This is a genomic window from Streptomyces sp. JLBT605 (assembly GCF_058215555.1).
On record NZ_CM177087.1, the window covers coordinates 2,300,705 to 2,325,102 of the forward strand.

A 24,398-nucleotide genomic window follows, 5' to 3' on the forward strand; every position below is an offset into this window, starting at 1 on the left:
GGCCCTGTGCACGGCCCCGGTGCCGGCCTTCGCGGTTCTCAGCGCAACCGGCTCGGGGCTTCACTGTGCACAGTGTTCCTCGCGGCGCCGCTCCGGCGGGCATAGCGTCGGGGACACGCCCCGGCGGACCCTTGGTGAAGTCGACCTCGCATCTCCCTGAGCGCCGCACGATTGAAGGACCCCCCCTTGCCGTGCGGTCATGGCCGACCGGTCCGCCGGGCGCCTGACGTCCGCCTCCTCGGCAGAACAGGGCCGGTGACGCGTCAGGGGCCAGGCGCGAGCGCGGACACGGGGGTGTCGCGCGGCGACTTCCCTGACATCCGGCGCGCCGAAGGCGGGGGTGCCCGATGGGTGTCCGGTGGATCTCCGCGGCGTCGCGGCGACCCACCGGAAACCCCCTCAGGAACCCAGGATCGAGGTCAGGAACTCCCCGGTCCAGGCGAGCAGTTCCCGCCCGACCACCGGCTTGCCGCCGACCCGGGCCGTCATCGGGCGCGGTACCAGCACCTGCCCGGTGGCCGGCTTGATGACCGTGCGCGGGTAGAGCCGCTTGAGCCGCAGCTCCTGCGACTCGCGCAACTCCACCGGTCCGAAGCGGATGTTGGTGCCCTGCAAGGTGATGTCCGAGACGCCGCAGGCACGGGCCAGCAGCCGCAGACCCGCGACGAGCAGCAGGTTCTCCACCGGCTCGGGGAGCTTGCCGTACCGGTCGGTGAGCTCCTCGCGGACGGCCGCGATGTCCTGCTCGTTGTTGGCCGAGGCGATGGCCCGGTACGCCTGGAGGCGCAGCCGCTCGCCGGGGGCGTAGTCGTGCGGGACGTGCGCGTCCACCGGCAGCTCGATCTTCACCTCAAGCGGCGGCTCCTCCTCGACGCCGCCCTCCAGCGAGGCGCGGTAGTCCGCGACCGCCTCGCCGACCATGCGGACGTAGAGGTCGAAGCCGACCCCGGCGATGTGGCCGGACTGCTCGCCGCCGAGGAGGTTGCCCGCGCCGCGGATCTCCAGGTCCTTCATGGCGACGTACATGCCCGCGCCCATCTCGGTGTGCTGGGCGATGGTGGCCAGCCGCTCGTGGGCGGTCTCGGTCAGCGGCTTCTCCGGCGGGTAGAGGAAGTACGCGTAGCCGCGCTCGCGGCCACGGCCGACCCGGCCGCGCAGCTGGTGCAGCTGGGAGAGGCCGAAGTTGTCGCCGCGCTCCACGATCAGGGTGTTGGCGTTGGAGATGTCGATGCCGGATTCCACGATCGTGGTCGACACCAGCACGTCGAACTTCTTCTCCCAGAAGTCGACGACGACCTGCTCCAGGGCGGTCTCCGACATCTGGCCGTGGGCGGTGGCGATCCGCGCCTCGGGCACGAACTCGCGGAGCTTGGCGGCGGCCCGGTCGATGGACTCGACCCGGTTGTGGATGTAGAAGACCTGGCCCTCGCGGAGCAGTTCACGCCGGATCGCGGCGCCGATCTGCTTCTCCTCGTACGGGCCGACGAAGGTGAGCACCGGGTGGCGCTCCTCCGGCGGGGTGGTGATGGTCGACATCTCGCGGATGCCGGTCACCGCCATCTCCAGGGTGCGCGGGATCGGGGTCGCGGACATGGTCAGCACGTCGACGTTGGCCCGCAGCTTCTTCAGCTGCTCCTTGTGCTCGACGCCGAAGCGCTGCTCCTCGTCGACGATGACCAGGCCCAGGTCCTTGAACTTGGTCTCGGAGGAGAACAGCCGGTGGGTGCCGATGACGACGTCGACCGACCCCTCCCGCAGACCTTCCAGGACCGCCTTGGCCTCGGTGTCGGTCTGGAAGCGGGAGAGCGCCTTCACCACCACGGGGAACTGCGCGTAGCGCTCGGAGAAGGTGCCGAAGTGCTGCTGGACGAGGAGGGTGGTGGGCACCAGGACTGCGACCTGCTTGCCGTCCTGCACGGCCTTGAAGGCCGCGCGCACGGCGATCTCGGTCTTGCCGTATCCGACGTCGCCGCAGATCAGCCGGTCCATCGGGACCGACTTCTCCATGTCCTCCTTGACCTCGGCGATGGTAGTGAGCTGGTCGGGGGTCTCGGCGTACGGGAAGGCGTCCTCCAGCTCCCGCTGCCAGGGTGTGTCGGGGCCGAAGGTGTGGCCGGGGGCGGCCATCCGGGCCGAGTACAGCTTGATCAGGTCGGCGGCGATCTCCTTGACCGCCTTCTTGGCGCGCGCCTTGGTCTTGGTCCAGTCGGCGCCGCCGAGCCGGTGCAGGGTCGGGGCCTCCCCGCCGACGTACTTGGTGACCTGCTCCAGCTGGTCGGTGGGGATGTAGAGTCGGTCGCCGGGCTGGCCGCGCTTGGCGGGGGCGTACTCGACGAGCAGATACTCGCGGGTGGCGCCCTGCACGGTGCGCTGCACCATCTCGATGTAGCGGCCCACGCCGTGCTGCTCGTGGACGATGTAGTCGCCGGCCTGGAGGGTGAGCGGGTCGATGGTCTTGCGGCGGCGGGCGGGCATCCGGGCCGCGTCCTTGCCGGCCGCCTTCTGGCCGGACAGGTCGGTCTCGGTGAGCACGGCCAGCTTGCGGGCCGGGTCGATGAAGCCGTAGTCGATGGAGCCGCAGGCGACCTGCACCACGGACGGGGTGATCTCGGCGAGATCGGCCTCCAGGCGGGCCGGGATGCCTTCGCCGCCGAGCACCTCGACGGTGCGGGCAGCGGTGCCATGCCCCTCGGTGACGTAGACCGTGCGCCAGCCGTCGGCGAGCCAGCCCTTGGTGTCGGCGAGGGCGCGGGCGGTGTCGCCGCGGTAGCTCTCGGGGGCGTGCATGCCCAGGCGGAGGGTATCCCCGTCCAGCTCGGTGCCGCTGCCGTCCGGCTCGATGTCGCCGGCGGCGAACGGGCTCACCGACCACCACATCATGCCCAGCTCGCGGGCCCGGTCGCGGACGTCCGCGATGCCTCGCAGCGAGGCCGCGCCGACGTCGATCGGCGCCTCGCCGCCCCCGGCGGACGCGGCCCAGGACGCCATGAGGAACTCCTGGCTGGTGGCCACCAGGTCGGCCGCCCGGGTACGGACCCGCTCCGGGTCGCACACCACCGTCATGGCGCCTTCGGGCAGCACGTCGAGGAGCAGCTCCATGTCGTCGACCAGCACCGGGGAGAGGGATTCCATGCCCTCGACGGCGATCCCCTCGGCGATCTTGCCGAGCAGCTCGCCCAGCTCGGGGTGGGCCTCGGCCAGCGCCGCGGCGCGCCCCCGGACCTCGTCCGTCAGCAGCAGCTCGCGGCAGGGCGGGGCCCACAGACCGTGCTCGGCGACCTCCAGCGAGCGCTGGTCGGCGACCTTGAAGTAGCGGATCTCCTCGACGTCGTCGCCCCAGAACTCGATCCGCAGCGGATGCTCCTCGGTGGGCGGGAAGACATCGAGGATGCCGCCGCGCACCGCGAACTCACCGCGCTTCTCGACCAGTTCCACCCGGGAGTAGGCGGCGGCCGCCAGGCCCTCGACGACCTTGCCCAGATCGGCGGTCTGCCCACTGCGCAGACTGACCGGCTCCAGCTCGCCCAGCCCCTTGACCTGCGGCTGGAGCACGGAACGGACCGGGGCGACGACCACCGACACCGGCCCGGCCGCCGGGTCGTCCGCGCTGGGGTGCGCCAGGCGGCGCAGCACCGCCAGCCGCCGGCCGACGGTGTCCGACCTCGGCGACAGCCGCTCGTGCGGCAGGGTCTCCCAGGCCGGGTACTCCACCACCGAGTCTTCCCGGCCCGGCGGCATCATGCTGCGCAGCGCGGCGGCCAGGTCCTCGGCCTCCCGGCCGGTGGCGGTGACCGCGAGCACCGTGCGCCCGGTGGACCGGGCCACGGCCGCGATGGCGAAGGGGCGGGCGGCCGGCGGGCCCACCAGGTCGACATGGGTGCGGCCGCCGTCGGCGGCGGCCCGCACCGCCTCGGCCAGCGCGGGGTCTTCGATGACGGCGTCGAGCAGACCGTGCAGGCTCATGAGGCAGTTCCCGTCCCAGGTAGGCGCAGGTGTGCGGGTGTGGACAACGCGAATCGCCCGACGCGTCGAAACGGGCCGGGGTATCCCAGACTACGACGCCCCACCGACAGCCGCGCCGGACGCCGGGGCCGGACGCCGAGGCGGCGGCCGGCCCGGAGGCTGACAGCGAAGCGGCCCGGTCCGGTGCGCTCCCCCGTGAGCGCACCGGACCGGGCCGCGAAGCTCACCCCGTCGCCGGGGCAGCAGCCTGCCTGGTTGTGCCTAGTCCGTGGCGATGGCCTTCAGGACGTTCATCCGGCCCGCCCGGAAGGCGGGGGCCAGGGCGGCGATGAGGCCGACCACGGCCGAGCCGATGAAGACCGTGATGATCGTCGGCCACGGGATCTCCAGGGTCTTCAGACCCTCCAGCGCCATCAGCTTCTGCGCGGTGGCACCCCACGCCATGCCCAGGCCGAGGCCGAGCAGCGCGCCGAAGAGGGCGATCACCACCGACTCCAGGCGGATCATGCGGCGCAGCTGGCGGCGGGAGAGGCCGATGGCGCGCATCAGGCCGATCTCCCGGGTCCGCTCGACGACCGACAGCGCCAGGGTGTTCACCACACCGAGGATGGCGACGATGATCGCCAGACCCAGCAGCCCGTAGACCAGGTTGAGCAGCTGACCGACCTGGTCCTCCATGAGCTTCTTGTAGTCGGTCTGGTTGCGGACCTTGATCTGCGGGGTCTTCTTCAGCGCCTTCTTCAGCGAGGCGTAGGCGGCCTCGTCCTGCCCGTCCTTGGCCGCCGCGAACATCATGTCGTCGGCGGGCATCCGCTTGGCCGGGACGTACTTCTCGGCGGTCTTGATGCCGACGTAGAACGCGCCCTTGTTGAAGGTGACGTCCTCGGAGGTGACGGCGGCGACGGTGAGCTTGGCCGCCCGGCCGCCCGTGAGGGTGACGGTGAGGGTGTCGCCCTGCTTGACCTTGTGGTCCTCGGCGAAGCCCTCGGGCACCGAGATGGCGTCCGGACCGAAGCCCTCGGTGAGGTTGCCGGAGATGACCGGAGTGCGCAGGTCCTCGGCGAAGGTGGGGTCGGCGGCCTGCACCTCCTTCTTGGTGGTCTTGCCGTCCGGCGAGGTGATCCGGACGCCCTTGAACATCTTCAGGTCCGTGACGTGCTCCAGGCCCTGGGCGCGGTGCACCTTCTGCGCGGTGGCGTCCGTGATCGGGAGCATGCCCTGGTCGGACTGGATGATGAAGTCCGCACCCACCGACTTGTCCAGCTCGTCGCTGGCGGAGGCGACCATCGAGGAGCCGACCACCGACAGGCAGGCGACCAGGGCGAGGCCGATCATCAGCGCGGAGCCGGTGGCGCCGGTGCGCCTCGGGTTGCGCAGCGCGTTGCGCTCCGCCAGCCGGCCGACGGAGCCGAAGGCGCGCAGCAGGATCGCGGAGAGCACCCGGACCAGGAAGCCGGAGAGCAGCGGGCCGATGACGATGAAGCCGATCAGGGTCAGCAGCACGCCGCCGGCCAGGAACATCGAACCGTCGGCGGCCTTGTCGGCGCCGGCGGCCATCACCAGGGCGGCCGCGCCGCCCGCGGTGAGCAGCAGGCCCACGGCGGCCCGGATCCGGCCGGAACGGGCGTCCGCCGGGGTGCCGGCGTCGCGCAGCGCGGCCATCGGGGAGATCTTCCCGGCCCGGCGGGCGGGGATGTAGGCGGAGATCACGGTGACCACGACGCCGATGAGCAGGCCGATGATCGGGGTGGAGCTCTTCACCGTCAGCTCGTCGGTGTCCAGCTCAAGGCCCATGCCGCCCATCAGCTTCATCAGTCCGATGGCCAGTCCGATGCCGCCGAAGATGCCCAGGACGGAGCCGATGACGCCGAGCAGCAGGGCCTCGATGAGCACCGAGCGGTTGATCTGCTTGCGGCTCGACCCGATGGCGCGCATCAGGCCGATCTCGCGGGTGCGCTGGGCCACCAGCATGGAGAAGGTGTTGACGATGAGGAAGATGCCGACGAGGACGGCGATCCCGGCGAAGCCGAGCATCGCGTACTTCATGATGTCGAGCCAGTCGCCGACGCTGTCCCGGGCCTTGTCGGCCGCCTCGGCCTTGGTCAGCACCTTGAAGTCGGGGCCGATCTGCGCGATGACGGCCTTCTTCAGCTGCTCGTGGCTGACGCCGGGCTGGGCGGTCAGGCCGAAGCTGGTGTAGGCGTCCGGGACGCCGAGCACGTACTTCTGCGCGGTGGCGTCGTCCAGCCAGATGATGGTGGAGCCGGGGTTGGTCACCGTGAAGGTGGCGATGCCGACGATCTTGACGTTGAAGTCGCCGGGGAGGGCGATGACCCGCAGCCGGTCACCGATCTTCAGGTCCTTCTTCTCGGCGGTGTCGGCGTCGAGCAGCACCTCGGTGGGGCCGCGCGGCGGGTGGCCGGAGGTCAGCTCCACCGCGCGCAGCTCGTTGCGGTCCCAGTTGCTGGCGATCGTCGGGCCGCCGCTGGTCGGGCCGATGTTCTCGTCGTTGCTGTCGACGACGGTGATGGAGGAGGAGGACGTCTCCCCGGTGACGTCCTTGACGCCCTTGATGCCCTTGAGCTGGGCGATCTGCGAGGCGGGCAGCGTCGGCGGGGTCCGGGTCTTTAGGACCTCGTCGGGGTCGGGTGCGTTCTTCGGAGCGACGGTGACGTCCGGCGAGGTCGCGGCGAAGAGCTTGTCGAAGGTGGCGTTGGTGGTGTCGGTGAAGACGAGGGTGCCGCAGACGAACGCCACGGACAGCAGGACGGCGACGGCGGAGAGCGCCATCCGGCCCTTGTGCGCGAAGAAGTTGCGCATCGAGGTCTTGAGGACGGTCATGACACCCGCCCACGGGCGTCGAAGCTCTTCATCCGGTCCAGGACCTGGTCGGCGGTCGGGTTGTACATCTCATCGACGATCCGGCCGTCGGCGAGGTACAGCACCCGGTTGGCGTAGGAGGCGGCGACCGGGTCGTGGGTGACCATCACGATGGTCTGGCCCAGCTCGTCCACCGAGCGACGCAGGAAGCCGAGCACCTCGGCGCCGGCCCGCGAGTCCAGGTTTCCGGTCGGCTCGTCACCGAAGATGATCTCGGGGCGGGCGGCGAGCGCGCGGGCCACCGCGACGCGCTGCTGCTGACCGCCGGAGAGCTGGTTGGGGCGGTGCTTGAGACGTCCGGCCAGCCCCACCGTCTCCACGACCCGGTCCAGCCAGGCGCGGTCCGGCTTCCGGCCCGCGATGTCCATGGGGAGGGTGATGTTCTCGATGGCGTTGAGGGTGGGCAGCAGGTTGAACGCCTGGAAGATGAAGCCGATCCGGTCCCGTCGCAGCTGGGTGAGCTTCTTGTCCTTGAGCCGGGTTATCTCGGTCTCGTCGATGTAGATCTCGCCGGAGGTGACGGTGTCCAGCCCGGCGAGGCAGTGCATCAGGGTCGACTTGCCCGAGCCGGAGGGGCCCATGATCGCGGTGAACTGACCGCGGGCGATGTCCACGTCGACGTGGTCGAGCGCGACGACCCGGGTCTCGCCGGAGCCGTACGCCTTGACGACCTGGCGTCCCCTGGCGGCAACAGCCGTATGCCCTCCGCTGCCCCCGGTCTTGGGAATCGATACAGCCGTTGTCACGGTAAGTCTCCTTGGTCGTTTGCCGCACGGTGATCCGTGCTCCGATCACCCCCTGAAGCCTGCTGGAAGCGGCGGGGTGGCCGCGATGGTGCGCGGCTCCGTATTCATGGGGGTGCTAGCCCCACCCCCCGGGTCGGGCCGTCCGGAGTCGGACATGACAACCGTAGGGCCCTCAGGAGGGCCGCTCGTCATCCGCCGGTACGAGACGCGAGTAGGAGGAAACTCGGAACATCCCCTAGGGGTCGGACGGTTAGAGTCATTCATGGGCCGTACAGGCAGGTGACGGAGGGGGCGTTCAGGTGGGCGGCACCGCACGGCGGCGGACGGACACGAACCCGGCACTCCCGGCCCCTGCCTCCGCGCCGCCGGACGGGCGCGGGCCGGTGGTCGCCGCGCTGATGCTCGCGATGGCCCTCGCCGCGCTGGACGCCACCATCATCGCCACGGCCGTTCCGCAGATCGTCGGCGACCTGGGCGGCTTCTCGGTCTTCTCCTGGCTGTTCTCCGGCTATCTGCTCGCTGTCACCGTGACCCTCCCGGTGTACGGCAAACTCTCCGACACCTTCGGCCGCAAGCCGGTCCTGATCGCCGGGATCATCGTCTTCGTCGCCGGTTCGCTGCTCTGCGCGATGGCGTGGAACATGGCCGCGCTGATCGCCTTCCGCATCGTCCAGGGGCTGGGCGGCGGCGCGCTGCAGGGCACCGTGCAGACCATCGCCGCCGACCTCTACCCGGACAAGGAACGCCCGAAGATACAGGCCCGGCTCTCCTCGGTGTGGGCGCTCTCCTCGGTGCTGGGACCGGCCGTCGGCGGGCTGCTCGCGGGTTACGCCGACTGGCGCTGGATCTTCCTGATCAACCTGCCCCTCGGGGGCCTGGCGCTCTGGCTGGTCGCCCGCCATCTGCACGAGCCGGCGCGGCCGGTGCGCGCCCCGGGCGAGCGGCCCCGGGTCGACTGGGCCGGGGCGCTGGCCATCTTCGCCTCCGGTGGTCTGCTGCTGACCGCGCTGGTCCAGGGCGGGGTGGCCTGGCCGTGGCTTTCGGCGCCGTCGCTGACACTGCTGGGGCTCACGGCGGTGTGCGTGGCGGGCACGGTGTGGATCGAGCGGCGGGCCGCCGAACCGATCATCCCCGGCTGGGTCTGGCGCCGCCGGACGATCGCGGCGGTCAATCTGGCGCTCGGCGCCCTGGGGTTGCTGATCATCGCGCCGAGCGTCTTCCTGCCGACGTACGCGCAGTCGGTGCTGGGGCTGGGGCCGATAGGTGCCGGCCTGGTGCTGGGGGCGATGTCGCTGAGCTGGCCGATCTCCGCCGCGCTCAGCAACCGCGTCTACACCCGCATCGGCATCCGGTGGTGCGCGATCGCGGGCATCGCGGTGGCCACCATGGTGCTGCTGGCGTTCCCGCTGCTCCCCTACCCCGGTACGGCCTGGCAGCTCGGACTGCTGATGCTGGCGCTCGGCGCGGGCCTCGGCCTCTTCCAGCTGCCGCTGATCATCGGGGTCCAGTCCTCGGTCGGCTGGTCCGAGCGCGGCACGGCGACCGCGTCCGTCCTCTTCTGCCGCCAGGTCGGCCAGAGTGTCGGCGCGGCGCTGTTCGGCGCGGTCGCCAACGCCACGCTGGCGGCCCGGCTGGACAAGGCGCCGGAGGCGATACGCCCCGGGCTGCCGGACGACCTCGACTCCGTCTCCGACGCGCTGGAGCACCAGGGCGGCCTCAGCGACCAGGCCGCGGACTACCTGCGGCGCGCGGTCGGCACCGTCATCGACCACGTCTACCTGGGCTCAGCCGCGGCCGGCGCCCTCGCCCTGCTGACCCTGCTCCTGCTCGCACCACGCCGCTTCCCGGTCTGGCGCGAGGACGCGGAAGCGGCGAACGCCGCGGAGGTGGCGGGGGTAGCGGAGGCTGCCGGGGCCCGGGCCTCGTCGGCCGCGCCAGGGGCGGCGGGTACGGCTGGCGCGGCGGGCGCGGCGGGCGCGGCCCAGGCCGCGGGCCCATTCGGCACGGCCGGCACACCGGGTACGGCGGGCGCCGCCGGTGCCGGGGCCGGGGCGGCCGGGACAGAGGCGTCGGCCACGGCGGAGGCGTAGGCCGCGTGGGCGGGGCGGGCGCCGGGTGAAGCGAGCCGGGCGGGCGCGTCGGCCACCTCGACGCGGCGGGCCCCGCGTCCGGACCGGCGGGGCAGAGGCACAGGCCCAGCCCAGCCGCGCCCGGCCCCGGCGGAGGCAGGCCGGACGGCGGCCGGACGCAGGCGGTCCGGGCGCCGGAGAAGCGCGCAGGGCGGGGACGTCGACCACCTCGACGCGGCGGGCCCTGCGTCTGGACAGGCGCGGCAGAGGCACAGGCACGGCCCAGCCGCGCGCGGCCCGGGGCGGAGGCGGGCAGGGCGGGGGCGTCGGCCACCTGGACCGGAGCCCCTGGCCTGGACAGAGGTAGCAGAGGCGCAGGGGCGCGCGGCCCCGGCGGAGGCGGCCCGGGCGCCGGGCTGGGCTGCGGGCGCGGCGGGGTCAGTCGGAGGTGGGAGTGGGCTTTGCCGGGCCGGGGACTCGGCCGGTGGGGGCGGCGGGGCGCTCCGGGTCGGCGGCCGGCTCGGGGCGGGGTGCGCAGGCCGCGGCGGGGTCGGCCGACGGGCCGGCGTCCGGGCCCGGGTCGGGCTCGGGGACCGTCGCGGCGCGGCCGGCGGACTGCCCGCGGCTCGCGTCCGGGCCCGGGTCGGGCTCCGGGACCGTCGGGGGCCGGCCGGTGACGGCCATCAGGCTGCCGCGGATGTGCTCCAGGTGCGCGCGCAGCTCCTCCTGCCGGACCGCGTGCTCGCGCAGGGTGCGTTCGGTGTCGCGCTCCACCCGCTGCTCCTGGATCCGGGCCTGGGCAATGATCTCCTCACCCCGCGCCCCGGCCTCCTCCAGCTGGTGCCGCGCGGCCTCGCCGACCGCCGCGTACGCCCGCTCCGCCTCGACCAGCCCGGCCAGCGCGTACTCCTCCAGCTCCGCCCATCGCGCGTCCGCCGCCACCTGCAGATCCGCGCACTCGCGTTCCAGTGCCTCCCACCGCTCGGCGTGCCCGCGCTCCTGGGCCGCCAGGAGGGCCGCGGCCCGCTCGCGCGCCTCCCGGAGCTCGTCGTGCGCCTCGGTGCGCACCGCCTTGGCGTCCCGCCGGGAGGCCGTCCGCAGCTCCTGCACCATCACCTGCGCCTCGTCCAGGACGCGCCGCTCCGCCTCCTCGGCGGCGGCGCGCAGCCGGCCGGCCTCCTCCTGGGCGCTCTCCCGGAGCGTCCGGGCCTCGGCCTGGGCGGCCTCCCGGCTCTGCCGCGCCGCGTCCGCCGCGCGCGCCCGCAGCCCCGCGGCCTCCTGCTCGGCCACCGCCAGGATCAGCTGGGCGCGTTCGCCGAGCGTCTCGTAGCTCGGCGGGGCGAGTTGGGCGACGGCCTCGCGCAGCTGCTCGAGCTTGCCGGTCATCTGGTTGGCGAGGACGGTCAGCCGGGCCGCGCGTTCCCACGCCAGATCGCGCTCCCGGGACAGGTCCGCCAGCCGACGGTCGACCTGATCGGGACGGTAGCCACGGCCGCCCCGGCCGACGACGGGAATGCCATGCGGTGACACCGACGGACTCATCCTTTACGACCCCTTTGGTACGGCGGGCAACGCGGTCCGGCGCACATCTTGATGGATGCGAGCGAATCGCCCATAACGCGACACTCCGCTCAGCCATCCGGTCAGGGGTGCGTTCCCAGTGCCTCCTCAGGGGCGCGAGGGGGCAAAAAGCCGCCACCACACGGGGTGATCGGGAACGCGAAGGCGCCCGGCCGGTTTCCCGGCCGGGCGCCTGGTCCTGCCCGGGATCCACTCCGCCGGAGCAGACCCGAGGGCCGGTGACGGCTCGCCAGTGAGGGGTCTCAGCGGCGGGGCGTCAGAGCAGTCCGTCCCACATCTGCTCCAGCAGCACCGCCCACCAGTTGTCCGGCGCGGCGAGCGCCGCCGGATCGAGCGCGGCGAGCTGCGCCTGGAAGTCGACCGTCCAGTGCCCGGCCTGCTCCGGCGTCAGCCCGTACCGCAGCCGCCACATCCGGCCCAACAGGGCCATGCAGCGCACGAACTCCGGCAGCCCGGTGTTCACGAACTGCGGCGGCACCGGCTGGCCGCCGGGGCCCGCCTCCGCGGGCACGGCCACGATGTGCGCGGTGCCGTACTGCACGCACAGCTGGCGACCGAAGTCGTTGCCCATCACCAGGTACGAACCGGCGTCCGCGGCGGGCTGCACGCCGCGCTCCGCCGCAAGCTCAGCCAGCGTCGGCACCGGGCGGCCCGGCTGGGCCTGCGCCCAGAAGAACGGGCCGAAGTCCACCGGTAGTCCGGCCCACACCAGCGTCTGCGCGACCACCTCGGGCACACCCATCCGGGACACCGCGCGCTGGTCGAAGCGGAAGATGCCCTGCGGGCCGAATGCCTGGACCAACTCCTGGGCCAGCCCCTCCGGCGGGACCGGGGGCACCGGCTGCACCTGGCTCGGGTGCGGCAGCGGCACCCGGTTCGGCGCCGGGCGGGCCGGGCCGTCGGCCACCTGGTGCAACTCGCCCTGATGCTCGATCAGATGACGGACGCCCTGCTGGCGGGTGGCGTGGTCGCGGCCGTACGCGGCGGTGTGGCTGATCCGCACCTGCGGCCAGGACTCGCGGATCATGCGTGCGCAGTAGCCGCCGGGCAGATCGCAGGACTCCAGCTCGGTGTGGAGCTCCAGCACCTGCTGCGGCGGCACGTTCATGGCGCGCAGCTCGTGCAGGATCTGCCACTCGGGGTGCGCGGTGCCGGGCGCGGAACGGCGGATGAGCTGCTGCTCGGAGCCGTCCTGCGCGCGGTAGCGGAGCACCGCCATATAACCGGGGCCGACCGTGGGCAGCCCGCTGGGCGCCTGCGGATAGCCGTACGGCTGGCCCGGCGCACCCGGGGCGCCGGGCATTCCCGGAGCCCCCGGCATGCCGGGCTGCCCCATGGCTCCGGGCATACCGGGGGCCATGGGGGCCCCGGGCGTGCCCGGGGCGCCGGCGAGCATGGTGGCCGCGGCGTGCACGCCGGGCGGCGGGGTGCCCGGCGAGACCAGCGGCGGGGTGTGCGGACCGGCGCCCGGAGCACCGGGACCACCGGGCTGCCCCGGCACTCCGGGGGCACCAGGGGCACCCGGGGCTCCGGCGAGCATGGTGGCGGCGGCGTGCATGCCGCCGTCGGGCGAGGCTGGGGCTCCCGGAGTGCCGGGCGGCGCGGCGTTCGGAGCACCGGCACCGGGCGCTCCGGGCGCACCGGGCGGCTGCATGCCGGGCGCGTGGGGTACGCCGGGGGCACCGGGCACACCGGGGGCACCAGGCGCGTGCGGCATGCCGGGGGCGCCGGGGACACCAGGCGCGCCGGACGCGTGCGGCATGCCGGGGGCACCGGGCGGGCCGGGGACCCCGGGAGCGGCGGGCGCGCCGGGCACACCCGGGCCCCCGGGCGCGTGCGGCACGCCGGGCGCACCGGGGACGCCCGGCGGCAGCGGACCCGGCTGACCGGGCGCGCCGGCCAGCATGGTGGCGGCCGCGTGCACCTCACCGGCGGGGGCACCGGGGGTGCCGGGCGCACCGGGAACGCCGGGCGGCGCGGCGTTCGGCCCACCCACACCAGGCGCCCCGGCACCAGGCCCACCCGGAGCGGGCGCACCGGCACCGAGGCTCTCCGCGTCCAGGGCGGAGACCATCTGGGTCGGCACATAGCCGCCCGCGGGCGCGCCGGGAGCACCGGGACCGGTGGGCGGCGGCGTGTTCGGCCCGACGCCCGGCTGACCGCCCGGGGCACCGGGCATCCCGGGAGCCCCCGGAGGAGTAAGCGCGCCGGGCACGGGCGGGGCGCCGGCGGGGCCGGGTGCGCCGGGGCCCGGCAGGTCCAGTGCGGGGGCGATGGCGGTGGGCGGCAGCGCGCTGCCCGCGGACATCAACTCGGTCTTGGCGTCCGGCCGTACGCCCGGAGGCGGGGTGTCCTCGTCGTCGGAGCCGGTGAGCGGCGGGGCGAAGACGGTGGCCGGCGGGACGACCGAGCGGTCCGCGTCCGCGCCACCGGCGTTGGTGTCGGCCCACGGGCTTCCGCCGGTACCCGCGACGGACGGCGCCGGGCCGGACGCGCCACCGAAGGGGCCGGGCGCGGACGTGCCGGAGCCGGGCGGCGCGGGTGCCGCCCACGGGCTGCTGTCCTGGAGCCCCGAGGAGGCGCCGGACGGGACGCCCGGCGGCTGCGCACCCGGCGCGTCGCCGGCCGAACCGGCCGTGCCGCCGGGGATGTTCAGGGCCTTGCCGCCGCCGGGGCCACCGGCCGGGGATCCGTCCGGGGCCGTCCCGCGGGCCTCCGCTCCGCGCGCCTGCGCGCGGCCGGCCGCTGACGCCCCGGACCGCCGGTCCGGGATGCCCATGGCGTCGGCGGCCTCCTGGAGCCACTCCGGCGGGGTCAGCAGGAAGGAGGTCGCGTTCAGGTCGATGCGCTGCGGCGGGGCGGCCGGGGCCGGAGCCTCGTCGGCAGCGCCGTACTCCTCCTCGTACCGGCGGATGACCTCACCGACCGGCAGCGCCGGCCAGAGCGTGGTCTCCCCGCTGTCGCGGGCTATGACCAGCCGCGCGCCGTCGGCCGCGGAGTCCGAGACCGGTCCCTGCTCGCGGTCCTCGGCCCAGGCCACGAAGCCCAGGTCGAACTCCCGCACCCGCACCTCGCGCTGCTGGTAGGCGGGGACACCGCCGTTGATCCACAGCTCGGCGCGCTCCTGTGCCTGCGCGAACGTCACCACCGCGCTCACCCCTCCACCGGGACGGCGTACGCGAAGCCGCCGTCCACCATCAGATGCGCCACGGTCTCCAGCTCCGGCGGGTTGCCCGCCAGTCGCAGCAGGAAGGCGTCGAAGTCGTCACCGCACGGGAGCAGCAGCCGCTCGGAGCGGTCGCGCACCGTCCAGCCGTCCTGGTCGCGCGCGTCGTCGTACGCGCAGAACCACACCGAGCCGATCGCGTCGCCCTTGACCTTCACGGCTATCACTCCGCCCTGGACGAAGCCGACACCGAGGAAGTCCTTGGTGAAGTGGTCCCGCAGGCACTTGTTGACGTAGACGAGGTCGTTGTCCGCGGCCTGGTCGCGCACCGTGAAGAAGGGCTGGTCGACCAGGAGTCCCAGCTCCGGATCGAGTGCGGCGCCGACCGGGGCGCAGCCGCCGGCCGCCTTGAGGAAGGCGCGGTAGGCGGCGGGCAGCCGGTAGCCGAGGTCCTCCTCGGCACCGAGCACCTGCTCCTCGGTGACCGAGATCCCGCGCTTGGGCAGGCCGAAGTGGACCGGCCGGGTCTCCTGGAGCGGCCGCGTGCCGCGCTTGTCCTGGTCGACGTGCGCGGTGGCCAGTCCGCCGTGGTGGCGCAGCAGCGCCTTCACCTCGACGGGGATCAGCTCCATCCGGCGGGTGCCGGCGACATGGTGCCAGGTCCAGCCGTGCGGGGTGGCGACCGAGGGGATGCCCTCCCACAGTTCGTGTCCAGCGGCGTGCAGCGCGGCGTTCGCGGACACGAAGTCGGTCAGCCGGAGTTCGTCGACGCCGAAACCCTCGGGGGGTTCGGCTATTTCGGCAGCTGCCCGGGCGTAGGGTGAGAAGTCCGGAAATCCGCCGTCGTCGACCCGCACACCCTTGGGATGCCGAGCCGCCCGGACCGGGTCCGGGAAGTGCACGACCTGCCCGGCGTAGGCCGTGTTCGGTGGCGCGGGCGGTCCCCCGGCCGGACGGCTGGGAGGTGCGCCCAGCCCTTGGCGACCTGTCGTCATGGCGGTATTGCCCCCTGCTGCTGCTGGCTACTGACGGACAGACTATGTGGTGCCGCAACCCCTGGCCCCGCCCGGCACCCACAGTCACCACGCCTACCCCCGCGACGCGCCCGGAGGACACCTGACTTCCGCACCAGCCGCCCCATTTGGCAGGCTGGCCCCCGCAACTGGGGGATTGCGCAAGGATTGCGCGCAGATTGCGCGGGAGGGGAAAACCGTCATGCACACTACGGAGGGTCGCGGCGCCGCCGCATCCGAGCCGGCCTCGGGCGAGCCCGCGGGGGACGGAGGGGACGACCCCCGGCTCCGCTGGAGCGGCACCGGGGAGGCCGCCGGGCCGCCGCCGCTGCTGCACCGCCGGGACAGCATCCTGCCCACCGTCGCCGCCGCGCTCGCGGTCCGTGGCGAGACCCTCACCTGCACCGCGGGCAAGGCCGACCAGCCGCCCGCGCTCCACCCGCTGGTCCAGGACTTCTTCGACACCCTCGGCACCGCCCAGCGGGAGCGCTTCACCGGCCGCTGCCCGGAGGCCGTGCTGCTCACCCGCCACCTGAACGCCGTGGAGGGCTCCCGCAGCAAACGTGCCTCCCGCAAACCGCTCAGCCAGGGCGAGGCGCGGCGCTCCCTGAAACACGCCAGGATCACCGCGCGCCGGATCCGCGAGGACGGAGATCCGCAGCACGGCGGCTACGCCCCGCCCTGCCGGTCCTGCGCGGCGCTGCTGGCGCACTTCGGCGTGGCCGGCGTGGAGAGTTTCGAGACCGCCCGCCCGTCTGCCGCCTCCACCTTCGACCGGAACCGCTCCGCCCTCTCCCGTTCGGCCAGGGGCTGATCGATGCGCGCCTTCGAACGTACTGCGGCGACCCGCTTCCCGGTGGCCGTCGACGCCGCCCTGCGGGAGGCGGGCTGGCAGCCCGGCCGCTGGGACATCCGGCAGGCCGAGGTCTGGGCCGACGCGCTGCGCGCCCACGAGTCCCCCGCCGGTCACCGGCACAGCGTCTTCCCGGCCGCGGTGGAGGCGTGGGCGGAGTTCGGCGGGCTGTCGGTCCGGCCGCCGGGCGCGGGGCGGCAGATCGCGCCGACGCCCTTCCTGATCGACCCGATGAGCGGCCTGCACCTCGCCCGGACACTGGAGGATCTGGGGCGCGCGCTGGGCACCGGGATCGCCCCGCTGGGTGAGGAGGCGGACGGCCAGGCGCTGCTGACCATAGACACCGAGGGCCGGGTGTACAGCCTGGACCACAGCGGCGACTGGTATCTGGGGCCGGACATCGACGCGGCCCTGGCGAGCCTGGTGACCGGCGCCCTGCCCGTCCGCCTCTCCCGCCCCTGACCGCGCCGGCCGGGCGCCTCCGCGGGTCGCCCCGGTCCCGGCCGGGGCGGCCGCCCGGGACCGCCGACTCGGCCCGAACCGCCGACGCCCGCCCGGCCCCCGCCGCCGGCCGCCCGCGGGCACGGGCGGGGCACGGCCCAGGAGCCAGGCGCGGCCTAGACGCCGGCCACGGCCAGGGGCCCGCCGCGACCCGCACGGCGGCCACGGCTCAGGTGCCGACCACAGCCAGGGGCCCGGCGCGGACCGGACGCCGGCCGTGGCCCAGGCCCCCGGCGGCCGGTGGGGTCAGGCGCGGACCGCGCCCGGGATGGCCGGGGTGGCCGGGGTGCGGTTCGGTATCACCGCGGAGACCCGGAAGCCGCCGGAGTCGGTGGGGCCCGAGACGAAGCCGCCGCCCAGTGTGGCGACCCGCTCCTTCATGCCGATCAGGCCGTTTCCCCCGCTGGGCAGCCCGGGCTCCGCCGCGCCGCGCTCGGAGGGGCCGTTCTCCACCAGCACCGCGACCTCCGCGCTGCGGCGGGCGAGCCGGATCCGGGTCCTGGCGCCGGGCGCGTGCTTGTGCACATTGGTGAGCGCCTCCTGCACCACGCGGTACGCGGTCTGCTCCACGCGCGGTGAGTAGGCGCGCTCGTCCCCCTCCACGGACAGCTCGACCTCCATCCCGGCCATCCGGGACTGCCCGACCAGTGCCTCCAGCTCGGCCAGGCGGGGGCCGCCGGCCGCCTCGTCCGCGGCGGCCGAGGCGGCGGCGGTGACCGCGGCCAGCGGCGCCGACTCCTGGGGCCGGCGGGCGGCGGCCGGCGCCGTGGCCGGGGCGTCGTGGGAGCGCAGCACGCCCAGCATGGTGCGCAGTTCGGTCAGCGCCTGACGGCCCATGTCGCCGACGAGCCCGGCGTTCTTCGCGGCCTTCTCCGGGTCCTTCAGGGCCACCGCTTGGAGCGCGGCGGCATGCACCACCATCAGGCTCACCCGGTGCGCGACGACGTCGTGCATCTCCCGGGCTATCCGGGTGCGTTCCTCGTTCCGCGCCCACTCGGCTCGCTCCTCCGCCCGCTCGGCGAGCAGCGACAGCTCGCGTTCCAGGCCGTCGGCGCGCTCCCGCAGGCTCTCCACGAGCCGCCGCCGGGCGCCGACGTAGAGGCCGAGCAGCACCGGCGGGGCGGTGATGCCGACCGCCATCGTGGTCGCTATCAGCGGGGCCACCCACCCCGGCGGCTGCCAGCCGTCCTGCTCCATGTCCCGGTGCAGGCTGATCATGGTCATGATGATCGTGCCGACCACCGACATCGAGGCGAGCACGGCGGTGATCCGGCGCGGAATGTCGGAGGCGGCGAGGGTGTAGAGGCCCACGATGGCGAGGAGGAAGCCCATCTCCGCGGGCGTGATCGCGATGGTGATCAGCACCACCGCGAGCGGCCAGCGCCGCCGCAGCACCAGGGTCAGGCCGACGACGATGCCGAGCGACACCCCGAGCGCCGCCGGCACCTCGGCTTCACGCGCGAAGGGGATCCCCTCGAAGGCGCATTCGACAGCCGACGCCAGGGCCAGCAGAACGTCCAGGACGACACTCCGCCGCCGCGGCCACCACCACAATCCGCCGGACGCGCGCGGCGCGTCCTGGTCAACGGCTTCCCCCGATCCGCTCATACGCACCAGACTACGGCCGCCCGCCACCGGTTTTCCCGGGCGCGCGGGAGTGCGCGGCGTGTCCCGGGCCGGTGGGGCGTCACCGCTTCCCTCGAACTAGTGAATCGACCAGGGTTTCGAACCAGATGCTCCAGGCGTCCGCTCAGCGAGGTCACACGGAGTACGGAGCCCGATCGTCTATCGTCGCGTCGGAGGCCGGTGGTACGGCATAGTGTGAGGTGCCGAGCCCAACGGCCTGACCAAATGTCCCAAATGGGTCATTTCGCCATCCCCTGTGGTGTAATCGGCAGCACAGCGGCCTTTGGAGCCGTTTGTCAAGGTTCGAGTCCTTGCGGGGGAGCTCTCACTCCGGGTCCTGACCACCAAGGTCAGGACCCGCGCTCGTTTCGGCCGGACAACCCCCCGGTATCCTGCGGTTGTCCACCCCCGAAGCCGAAGGGCACACCCGTGAGCGCCAACCGCCCGGCAGCCGTCGTCGTTCTCGCAGCGGGTGAGGGCACCCGCATGAAGTCGGCGACCCCGAAGGTCCTGCACGCGATCTGCGGCCGGTCCCTTGTCGGACATGTCATCACCGCCTCCCGCACACTCGACCCCGAGCACCTGGTCGTGGTCGTCGGACACGCCCGCGAGCGGGTCGCCGCCCACATCGCAGAGGTGGACGCGGGCGCGCTGACCGCCGTCCAGGCGGAGCAGCGGGGCACCGGGCACGCGGTCCGGATGGGCTTGGAGCAGCTCGGCGACAGCGGCGTCACCCTCGACGGCACCGTGGTCGTGGTCTGCGGCGACACCCCGCTGCTGACCGGCGAGACCCTCGGCACGCTGGTCTCCACCCACCAGAGCGACGGCAACGCGGTGACCGTGCTCACCGCCGAGGTGCCCGACGCCACCGGCTACGGACGGATCATGCGCGGCCCGGACGGCGCCGTCACCGAGATCGTCGAGCACAAGGACGCCACCGACGTCCAGCGCGCGATCCAGGAGATCAACTCCGGGGTCTTCGCCTTCGACGCGGCCCTGCTCACCGACGCGCTCGGCAAGGTCCGCACCGACAACAGCCAGGGCGAGGAGTACCTCACCGACGTGCTCGGCATCCTGCGTGCGGCCGGCCACCGGGTGGGCGCCTCGCTGGCGGCCGACCACCGCGAGATCGTCGGCATCAACAACCGGGTCCAGCTGGCCGAGGCCCGCCGGATGCTCAACGAGCGGCTGCTGCGGCAGGCCATGCTGGACGGCGTGACCGTCGTCGACCCGGCCACCACCTGGGTGGACGCCACCGTCTCCTTCGAGCCCGACGCGCTGATCCACCCCGGCACCCAGCTGCTGGGCGCCACCCGGATCGGCGCGGGCGCCGAGGTCGGGCCGAACACCCGGCTCACCGACACGGCCGTCCACGCCGGTGCCACGGTGAGCTTCACCGTCGCCGACAGCGCGGTGATCGGCGAGGGCGCCGGCGTCGGCCCGTACGCGTACCTGCGCCCCGGCACCCGGCTCGGTGCCAAGGCCAAGGCCGGCACCTACGTGGAGATGAAGAACGCCGAGATCGGCGAGGGCACCAAGGTGCCGCACCTGTCCTACGTGGGCGACGCGACGATCGGCGAGTACACCAACATCGGTGCGGCCAGCGTCTTCGTGAACTACGACGGCGAGGCCAAGCACCACACCACGGTGGGCTCCCACTGCAAGACGGGCTCGGACAACATGTTTGTGGCTCCTGTCACGATCGGGGACGGCGCCTACACCGCCGCCGGCTCCGTCATCACCAAGGACGTGCCCCCGGGTTCGCTCGCTGTCGCCCGAGGCCAGCAGCGGAATATCGAGGGCTGGGTGGACCGCAAGCGCCCCGGCAGCGCCGCGGCGCAGGCCGCCCAGGCCGCCCGTCAGGCGGACGACGAGCGGCTGTGACGTGCGCGGGTGCGCCGTGCGGGGCGTACCGTAAGGAAGCGCACCCAATAGCACATGAAGTGATATCCAAGGAGACTGTGCTGTGACCGGGATCAAGACGACCGGCGAGAAGAAGCTGATGCTCTTCTCCGGCCGCGCCCACCCCGAGCTGGCCGAGGAGGTCGCCCAACAGTTGGGCGTCAGCTTGGTCCCGACCAAGGCATTCGACTTCGCGAACGGCGAGATCTACGTTCGCTTCGAGGAGTCGGCGCGCGGCGCCGACTGCTTCGTGATCCAGAGCCACACGACCCCGATCAACCAGTGGGTCATGGAGCAGCTGATCATGATCGATGCTCTGAAGCGCGCCTCCGCGCGGAGCATCACCGTGATCGTCCCGTTCTACGGCTATGCCCGGCAGGACAAGAAGCACCGCGGCCGCGAGCCGATCTCGGCCCGCCTGATCGCCGACCTGCTCAAGACCGCGGGTGCCGACCGGATCCTCACGGTCGACCTGCACACCGACCAGATCCAGGGCTTCTTCGACGGCCCGGTCGACCACCTCTTCGCGCTGCCGATCCTCGCGGACTACGTGGGTGCCAAGGTCGACCGCTCCAAGCTGACCGTCGTCTCGCCGGACGCCGGCCGGGTGCGGGTGGCCGACCGCTGGTGCGACCGGCTCGGCGCCCCGCTGGCGATCGTGCACAAGCGGCGCGACCCGGACGTCGCCAACCAGGTCACCGTGCACGAGGTCGTCGGTGACGTGAAGGACCGCGTCTGCGTCCTGGTCGACGACATGATCGACACCGGCGGCACCATCTGCGCCGCGGCTGACGCGCTCTTCGCCAACGGCGCGGCGGACGTCATCGTCACCGCCACGCACGGCGTGCTCTCCGGCCCGGCCGCCGACCGCCTGAAGAACTCCAAGGTGAGCGAGTTCGTCTTCACCAACACCCTGCCCACGCCGAGCGAGATCGAGCTGGACAAGGTCACGGTGCTCTCGATGGCTCCGACGATCGCCCGCGCGGTCCGCGAGGTCTTCGAGGACGGCTCGGTCACCAGCCTGTTCGACGAGTAGGCCCGGTCGGTCATGTCCGGCTTATCTGCTCCACTGAGGCCACCCGTCCGGGGTGGCCTCAGTCGTCTCCGCGGTCGTATCCGCAGTCGTATCCGCAGGCCACGGCGGTAAGCGGCACCACGGGGGCGATCAAGAAACGGTGGGATAGAATCGGTGAGTTGCTCGGCGAGGGAGGCTGTGTCCGCACAGCTCATCCGTTATCGACGCGCTCTTCGTAGCAGGTCTTTCGTGGCCGGGTGACGTCCACCAGATCGCTTTATCGACTACGAGGAGTGCTCTCATGGCCGAGGTCAAGATCTCCGCTGAGCCCCGCAACGAGTTCGGCAAGGGTGCCGCCCGCCGCGCCCGCCGCGCCGGCAAGGTTCCCGCCGTCATCTACGGTCACGGCAGCGAGCCGGTCCACGTCGTGCTCCCGGGCCACGACCTGTTCCTCGCGCTGAAGACCCCGAACGTGCTCATCGGCCTCGACCTCGAGGGCAAGAACGAGCTCGTCATCCCCAAGGCCGTGCAGCGCGACCCGCTGAAGGGCTTCGTCGAGCACGTCGACCTGCTGCTGGTCAAGCGCGGCGAGAAGGTCACCGTCGAGGTTCCGGTCCACACCGAGGGCGAGCTGGCCCCGGGCGGCAACCTGCTCGAGCACATCCTCGCCGCGCTGCCGGTCGAGGCCGAGGCCACCCACATCCCGGAGTCGGTCACCGTCTCCATCGCGGGCCTGGACGCCGGTCACTCGGTCCTCGCCAAGGACATCACGCTGCCCGAGGGCACCACGCTGGCCGTCGAGGAGGACGCTGTCGTCCTCCAGGTCGTCGCCGCCCAGGCCGAGGCTCCGGCCGAGGAGGGCGCCGAGGCCGAGGGCGCCGAGGGCTGATCCTCCCCCTCCCTCATCACCCGCCGCCGCCCCGCTCCGCTGGAGCGGGGCGGCGGTGTATGTGTGGAGCAGCAGCGAAACAGGCGAAGACGGGCCAGGAGCAGGAGAGAGAAGGACAATGAGCGAGATGAGCGACGCGGACAGCCCCTGGCTGATCGTGGGACTGGGCAACCCCGGCCCGGAGTACGCCGCCAACCGCCACAACGTGGGCTTCATGGTGGCCGACCTGCTCGCCGAGCGGATGGGCGGCCGGTTCAAGTCGCACAAGTCGCGGGCACAGGTGGTCGAGGGCCGGGTCGGTGCGCCGGGCCCGGGCAGCCGCCGGGTCGTCGTCGCCAAGCCGATGTCCTTCATGAACCTCTCCGGCGGCCCGACCACCGCGCTGCGCGACTTCTACAAGGTGCCAGTCGGCCGGGTCATCGCCATCCACGACGAGCTGGACATCGACTACGGCGCGCTGCGGCTGAAGCTGGGCGGCGGCGACAACGGGCACAACGGGCTGAAGTCGATCACCAAGTCGCTGGGCCCGGACTACTTCCGGGTGCGGTTCGGGATCGGGCGCCCGCCGGGCCGGATGGACGTGGCCGCCTTCGTCCTGAAGGACTTCTCCACGGCCGAGCGCAAGGAGCTGGACTACTTCGTGGACCGGGCCGCCGACGCGGTGGAGACGCTGATCGTGGACGGCCTGGAGCGCGCCCAAGGCACGTACAACTCCTGAATCGGGCCACGGACGACATGGCCGGACAGGAGCCGTCGAACCACCCCCGCGAGGTTGACCGGCGCCGACCGATGGCCAAGGATCGCCGCCATGCCTTCCAGCAGTGGCACTCTTCCGGTCAGACGCAGCCGTACGCGACGCATGGGCGAGAGCGCGTACGGACTGCTGCTGCTCGCCAGGCAGACCGCGCTGGCGCTGCTCGCCCTGCTCGTGATCGTCGCAGGGGTGTGGGCCTCCTGGGGCACCGCCCGGCACGCCATGTTCGCCAAGGGGCATGAGCGCGGCACCCTGCGGGTCTCCGCGTGCAAGGGCGACTGGTGCACCGGCACCTTCATCCCGCCCGGCGGACCCGCCGAGGCGCGCACCGGGATGCGGATCGACGCGGCGGTCACCGACGGCAAGGGCGACGAGGTGCCGGTGGCGGTCAAGTCCGGCACCGACGAGGTGATCCGTACCGGACTGGCCGGGACCCTGCATGCCTGGGTGCCGTTCGGCGGCTCCCTGCTGCTGGCCGCGGTGCTGGTGGGCGGGGGCATGCGACTGCGCCGTACGGCCTGGGTGATGGGCGGACTGGGCGGGGCGCTGCTGGTGGCGTCCTTCGCGACCCTGCTCTGACGCACCCCGAACATCCGGAATCGCGCATTCACCGGATCGTTACCCGGAGTAATAGGGATGGATGCGCCTCAAAGCCGCGCGAGGGGCGCAACCTCCGTTGACCAGCGGGCGAGCTGACAGGAAGCTGAGCCACCACCCCCCCGACTTCCCCGTAGCTCGACACCGAAGTTGGTATTCCCCTATGCGCACTCTCCCCTTTGCATGCGCGGTCGCGGCCGCGGCGGTATCCCCGCTGTTCGCGTCGGCCGCCGCGCACGCGACCCCGCCCGGCGACAACGGCACCGTCAAGATCCACGACGCCGCCACGGGCGAGGAGCTCCGCAAGAACGAGCCCCATGTGTGCACCTTCTACCTGGACGCCTTCGGCTTCGACGGCGGTCAGCAGGCGGACTGGAAGATCGTCGAGATGCCGCCCACCGGCACCAAGGACGCCGAGGCCAAGTCCGGTGCGATCGCGCTGGACGACGAGGGCCACGGCCGCACCGAGGATCTGACCCTGCCGGACGGCCACTACAAGCTGATCTGGAACTTCGACGGCGAACACGGCAAGGCCAAGCACAAGGTCTTCTGGACCGAGTGCGCGGACGACGACGGCGGCCAGACCCCGCCGTCCTCGTCCCCGTCCTCGTCCGCCACGGCGTCCGCGTCGGCGACGGCCTCCCCCTCGGCCGGAGCGTCCCCCTCCGAGTCGGGCTCCGCGTCGGTGCCGGGCGCCTCCGCCTCCCCCTCCGCCAAGGCTGAGGACGGCAACCTCGCCGAGACCGGCGCCGGCTCCTCGATCTGGATCATCGGCGGCGCGGCCCTCGCGCTGCTGGCCGGCGGCGGCCTGCTCGTCCGCCGCCTCTCCCGCGGCTGAGCCGC

General features: G+C 73.1%; 16 protein-coding genes and 1 tRNA gene. 10 read left to right on the forward strand and 7 right to left on the reverse strand.

Features of this window, described 5'->3' with window-relative positions:
- Positions 1–399 precede the first annotated feature (399 nt).
- The 3 genes from mfd to AC4BDD_RS10350 form a co-directional block, all read right to left on the reverse strand.
- Positions 400–3,963: a transcription-repair coupling factor gene (mfd, locus tag AC4BDD_RS10340; protein ID WP_490690701.1), complete on the reverse strand. Its 3,564-nt coding sequence runs from the start codon at positions 3,961–3,963 to the stop codon at positions 400–402.
- 261 nt (positions 3,964–4,224) lie between these two features.
- Positions 4,225–6,804, reverse strand: coding sequence for an ABC transporter permease (locus AC4BDD_RS10345; protein ID WP_490690702.1), 2,580 nt, complete (start codon positions 6,802–6,804; stop codon positions 4,225–4,227).
- Positions 6,801–7,589, reverse strand: a complete 789-nt coding sequence (locus tag AC4BDD_RS10350; protein WP_490690703.1) for an ABC transporter ATP-binding protein — start codon at positions 7,587–7,589, stop codon at positions 6,801–6,803. The genes AC4BDD_RS10345 and AC4BDD_RS10350 overlap by 4 nt, the downstream gene beginning before the upstream one ends.
- 299 nt (positions 7,590–7,888) lie before the next feature.
- Between AC4BDD_RS10350 and AC4BDD_RS10355 the strand changes: the two genes are divergently transcribed.
- Positions 7,889–9,679 carry an MFS transporter gene (locus AC4BDD_RS10355; protein WP_490690704.1) on the forward strand — a complete coding sequence of 597 codons (1,791 nt, stop codon included), beginning with the start codon at positions 7,889–7,891 and terminating at the stop codon, positions 9,677–9,679.
- 417 nt (positions 9,680–10,096) lie between these two features.
- Here the strand turns inward: AC4BDD_RS10355 and AC4BDD_RS10360 are convergent, their stop codons facing one another.
- From AC4BDD_RS10360 to AC4BDD_RS10370, 3 genes are all read right to left on the reverse strand, one after another.
- The gene (locus tag AC4BDD_RS10360) at positions 10,097–11,188 is read right to left on the reverse strand and encodes a cellulose-binding protein (RefSeq protein ID WP_490690705.1); all 1,092 of its coding nucleotides are present in this window, start codon (positions 11,186–11,188) and stop codon (positions 10,097–10,099) included.
- A gap of 307 nt (positions 11,189–11,495) precedes the next feature.
- Positions 11,496–14,387: an SUKH-4 family immunity protein gene (locus AC4BDD_RS10365; RefSeq protein ID WP_490691729.1), complete on the reverse strand. Its 2,892-nt coding sequence runs from the start codon at positions 14,385–14,387 to the stop codon at positions 11,496–11,498.
- 5 nt (positions 14,388–14,392) lie between these two features.
- Positions 14,393–15,400, reverse strand: a complete 1,008-nt coding sequence (locus AC4BDD_RS10370) for an SMI1/KNR4 family protein (RefSeq protein ID WP_490690706.1) — start codon at positions 15,398–15,400, stop codon at positions 14,393–14,395.
- Positions 15,401–15,620: 220 nt separating this feature from the next.
- Between AC4BDD_RS10370 and AC4BDD_RS10375 the strand changes: the two genes are divergently transcribed.
- A complete protein-coding gene (locus tag AC4BDD_RS10375; RefSeq protein ID WP_490690707.1) occupies positions 15,621–16,232 on the forward strand; it encodes a YwqJ-related putative deaminase in 612 nt (203 codons plus the stop codon).
- Positions 16,233–16,235: 3 nt separating this feature from the next.
- Positions 16,236–16,733 carry an SUKH-3 domain-containing protein gene (locus AC4BDD_RS10380; protein WP_490690708.1) on the forward strand — a complete coding sequence of 166 codons (498 nt, stop codon included), beginning with the start codon at positions 16,236–16,238 and terminating at the stop codon, positions 16,731–16,733.
- 285 nt (positions 16,734–17,018) lie between these two features.
- On the opposite strand, the gene AC4BDD_RS10385 is transcribed toward AC4BDD_RS10380, so the two are convergent.
- Complete coding sequence (locus AC4BDD_RS10385; RefSeq protein ID WP_490690709.1) at positions 17,019–18,380, reverse strand: sensor histidine kinase; 1,362 nt, start codon at positions 18,378–18,380, stop codon at positions 17,019–17,021.
- Between the two features lie 268 nt (positions 18,381–18,648).
- Here AC4BDD_RS10385 and AC4BDD_RS10390 point away from each other — a divergent pair.
- The 7 genes from AC4BDD_RS10390 to AC4BDD_RS10420 all read left to right on the forward strand — a co-directional run bounded on the left by AC4BDD_RS10390 (position 18,649) and on the right by AC4BDD_RS10420 (position 24,393).
- Positions 18,649–18,720: transfer RNA gene (locus AC4BDD_RS10390), tRNA-Gln, on the forward strand.
- 107 nt (positions 18,721–18,827) lie between these two features.
- Positions 18,828–20,282 (forward strand): bifunctional UDP-N-acetylglucosamine diphosphorylase/glucosamine-1-phosphate N-acetyltransferase GlmU, encoded by a 1,455-nt coding sequence (gene glmU, locus AC4BDD_RS10395; RefSeq protein ID WP_490690710.1) that lies wholly within the window; start codon positions 18,828–18,830, stop codon positions 20,280–20,282.
- An 82-nt stretch (positions 20,283–20,364) separates the two neighbouring features.
- Complete coding sequence (locus AC4BDD_RS10400; protein ID WP_490690711.1) at positions 20,365–21,336, forward strand: ribose-phosphate diphosphokinase; 972 nt, start codon at positions 20,365–20,367, stop codon at positions 21,334–21,336.
- A gap of 280 nt (positions 21,337–21,616) precedes the next feature.
- Complete coding sequence (locus AC4BDD_RS10405; RefSeq protein ID WP_490690712.1) at positions 21,617–22,204, forward strand: 50S ribosomal protein L25/general stress protein Ctc; 588 nt, start codon at positions 21,617–21,619, stop codon at positions 22,202–22,204.
- Positions 22,205–22,331: 127 nt separating this feature from the next.
- Positions 22,332–22,922, forward strand: coding sequence for an aminoacyl-tRNA hydrolase (gene pth, locus AC4BDD_RS10410; protein WP_490691730.1), 591 nt, complete (start codon positions 22,332–22,334; stop codon positions 22,920–22,922).
- A gap of 90 nt (positions 22,923–23,012) precedes the next feature.
- Entirely contained in the window at positions 23,013–23,537 is a 525-nt protein-coding gene (locus AC4BDD_RS10415) for a hypothetical protein (RefSeq protein WP_490690713.1), read from the forward strand.
- A gap of 181 nt (positions 23,538–23,718) precedes the next feature.
- Positions 23,719–24,393 (forward strand): LAVTG motif-containing sortase-dependent surface protein, encoded by a 675-nt coding sequence (locus AC4BDD_RS10420; RefSeq protein WP_490690714.1) that lies wholly within the window; start codon positions 23,719–23,721, stop codon positions 24,391–24,393.
- Positions 24,394–24,398: the final 5 nt, after the last annotated feature.

Coding starts and splice junctions, on each gene's coding strand:
- pth (WP_490691730.1), top strand. CDS start 22,332: ATGAGCGACGCGGACAGCCCCTGGCTGATCGTGGGACTGGGCAACCCC.
- AC4BDD_RS10380 (WP_490690708.1), top strand. CDS start 16,236: ATGCGCGCCTTCGAACGTACTGCGGCGACCCGCTTCCCGGTGGCCGTC.
- AC4BDD_RS10420 (WP_490690714.1), top strand. CDS start 23,719: ATGCGCACTCTCCCCTTTGCATGCGCGGTCGCGGCCGCGGCGGTATCC.
- AC4BDD_RS10405 (WP_490690712.1), top strand. CDS start 21,617: ATGGCCGAGGTCAAGATCTCCGCTGAGCCCCGCAACGAGTTCGGCAAG.
- AC4BDD_RS10345 (WP_490690702.1), bottom strand. CDS start 6,804: ATGACCGTCCTCAAGACCTCGATGCGCAACTTCTTCGCGCACAAGGGC.
- AC4BDD_RS10415 (WP_490690713.1), top strand. CDS start 23,013: ATGCCTTCCAGCAGTGGCACTCTTCCGGTCAGACGCAGCCGTACGCGA.
- AC4BDD_RS10375 (WP_490690707.1), top strand. CDS start 15,621: ATGCACACTACGGAGGGTCGCGGCGCCGCCGCATCCGAGCCGGCCTCG.
- AC4BDD_RS10370 (WP_490690706.1), bottom strand. CDS start 15,400: ATGACGACAGGTCGCCAAGGGCTGGGCGCACCTCCCAGCCGTCCGGCC.
- mfd (WP_490690701.1), bottom strand. CDS start 3,963: ATGAGCCTGCACGGTCTGCTCGACGCCGTCATCGAAGACCCCGCGCTG.
- AC4BDD_RS10385 (WP_490690709.1), bottom strand. CDS start 18,380: ATGAGCGGATCGGGGGAAGCCGTTGACCAGGACGCGCCGCGCGCGTCC.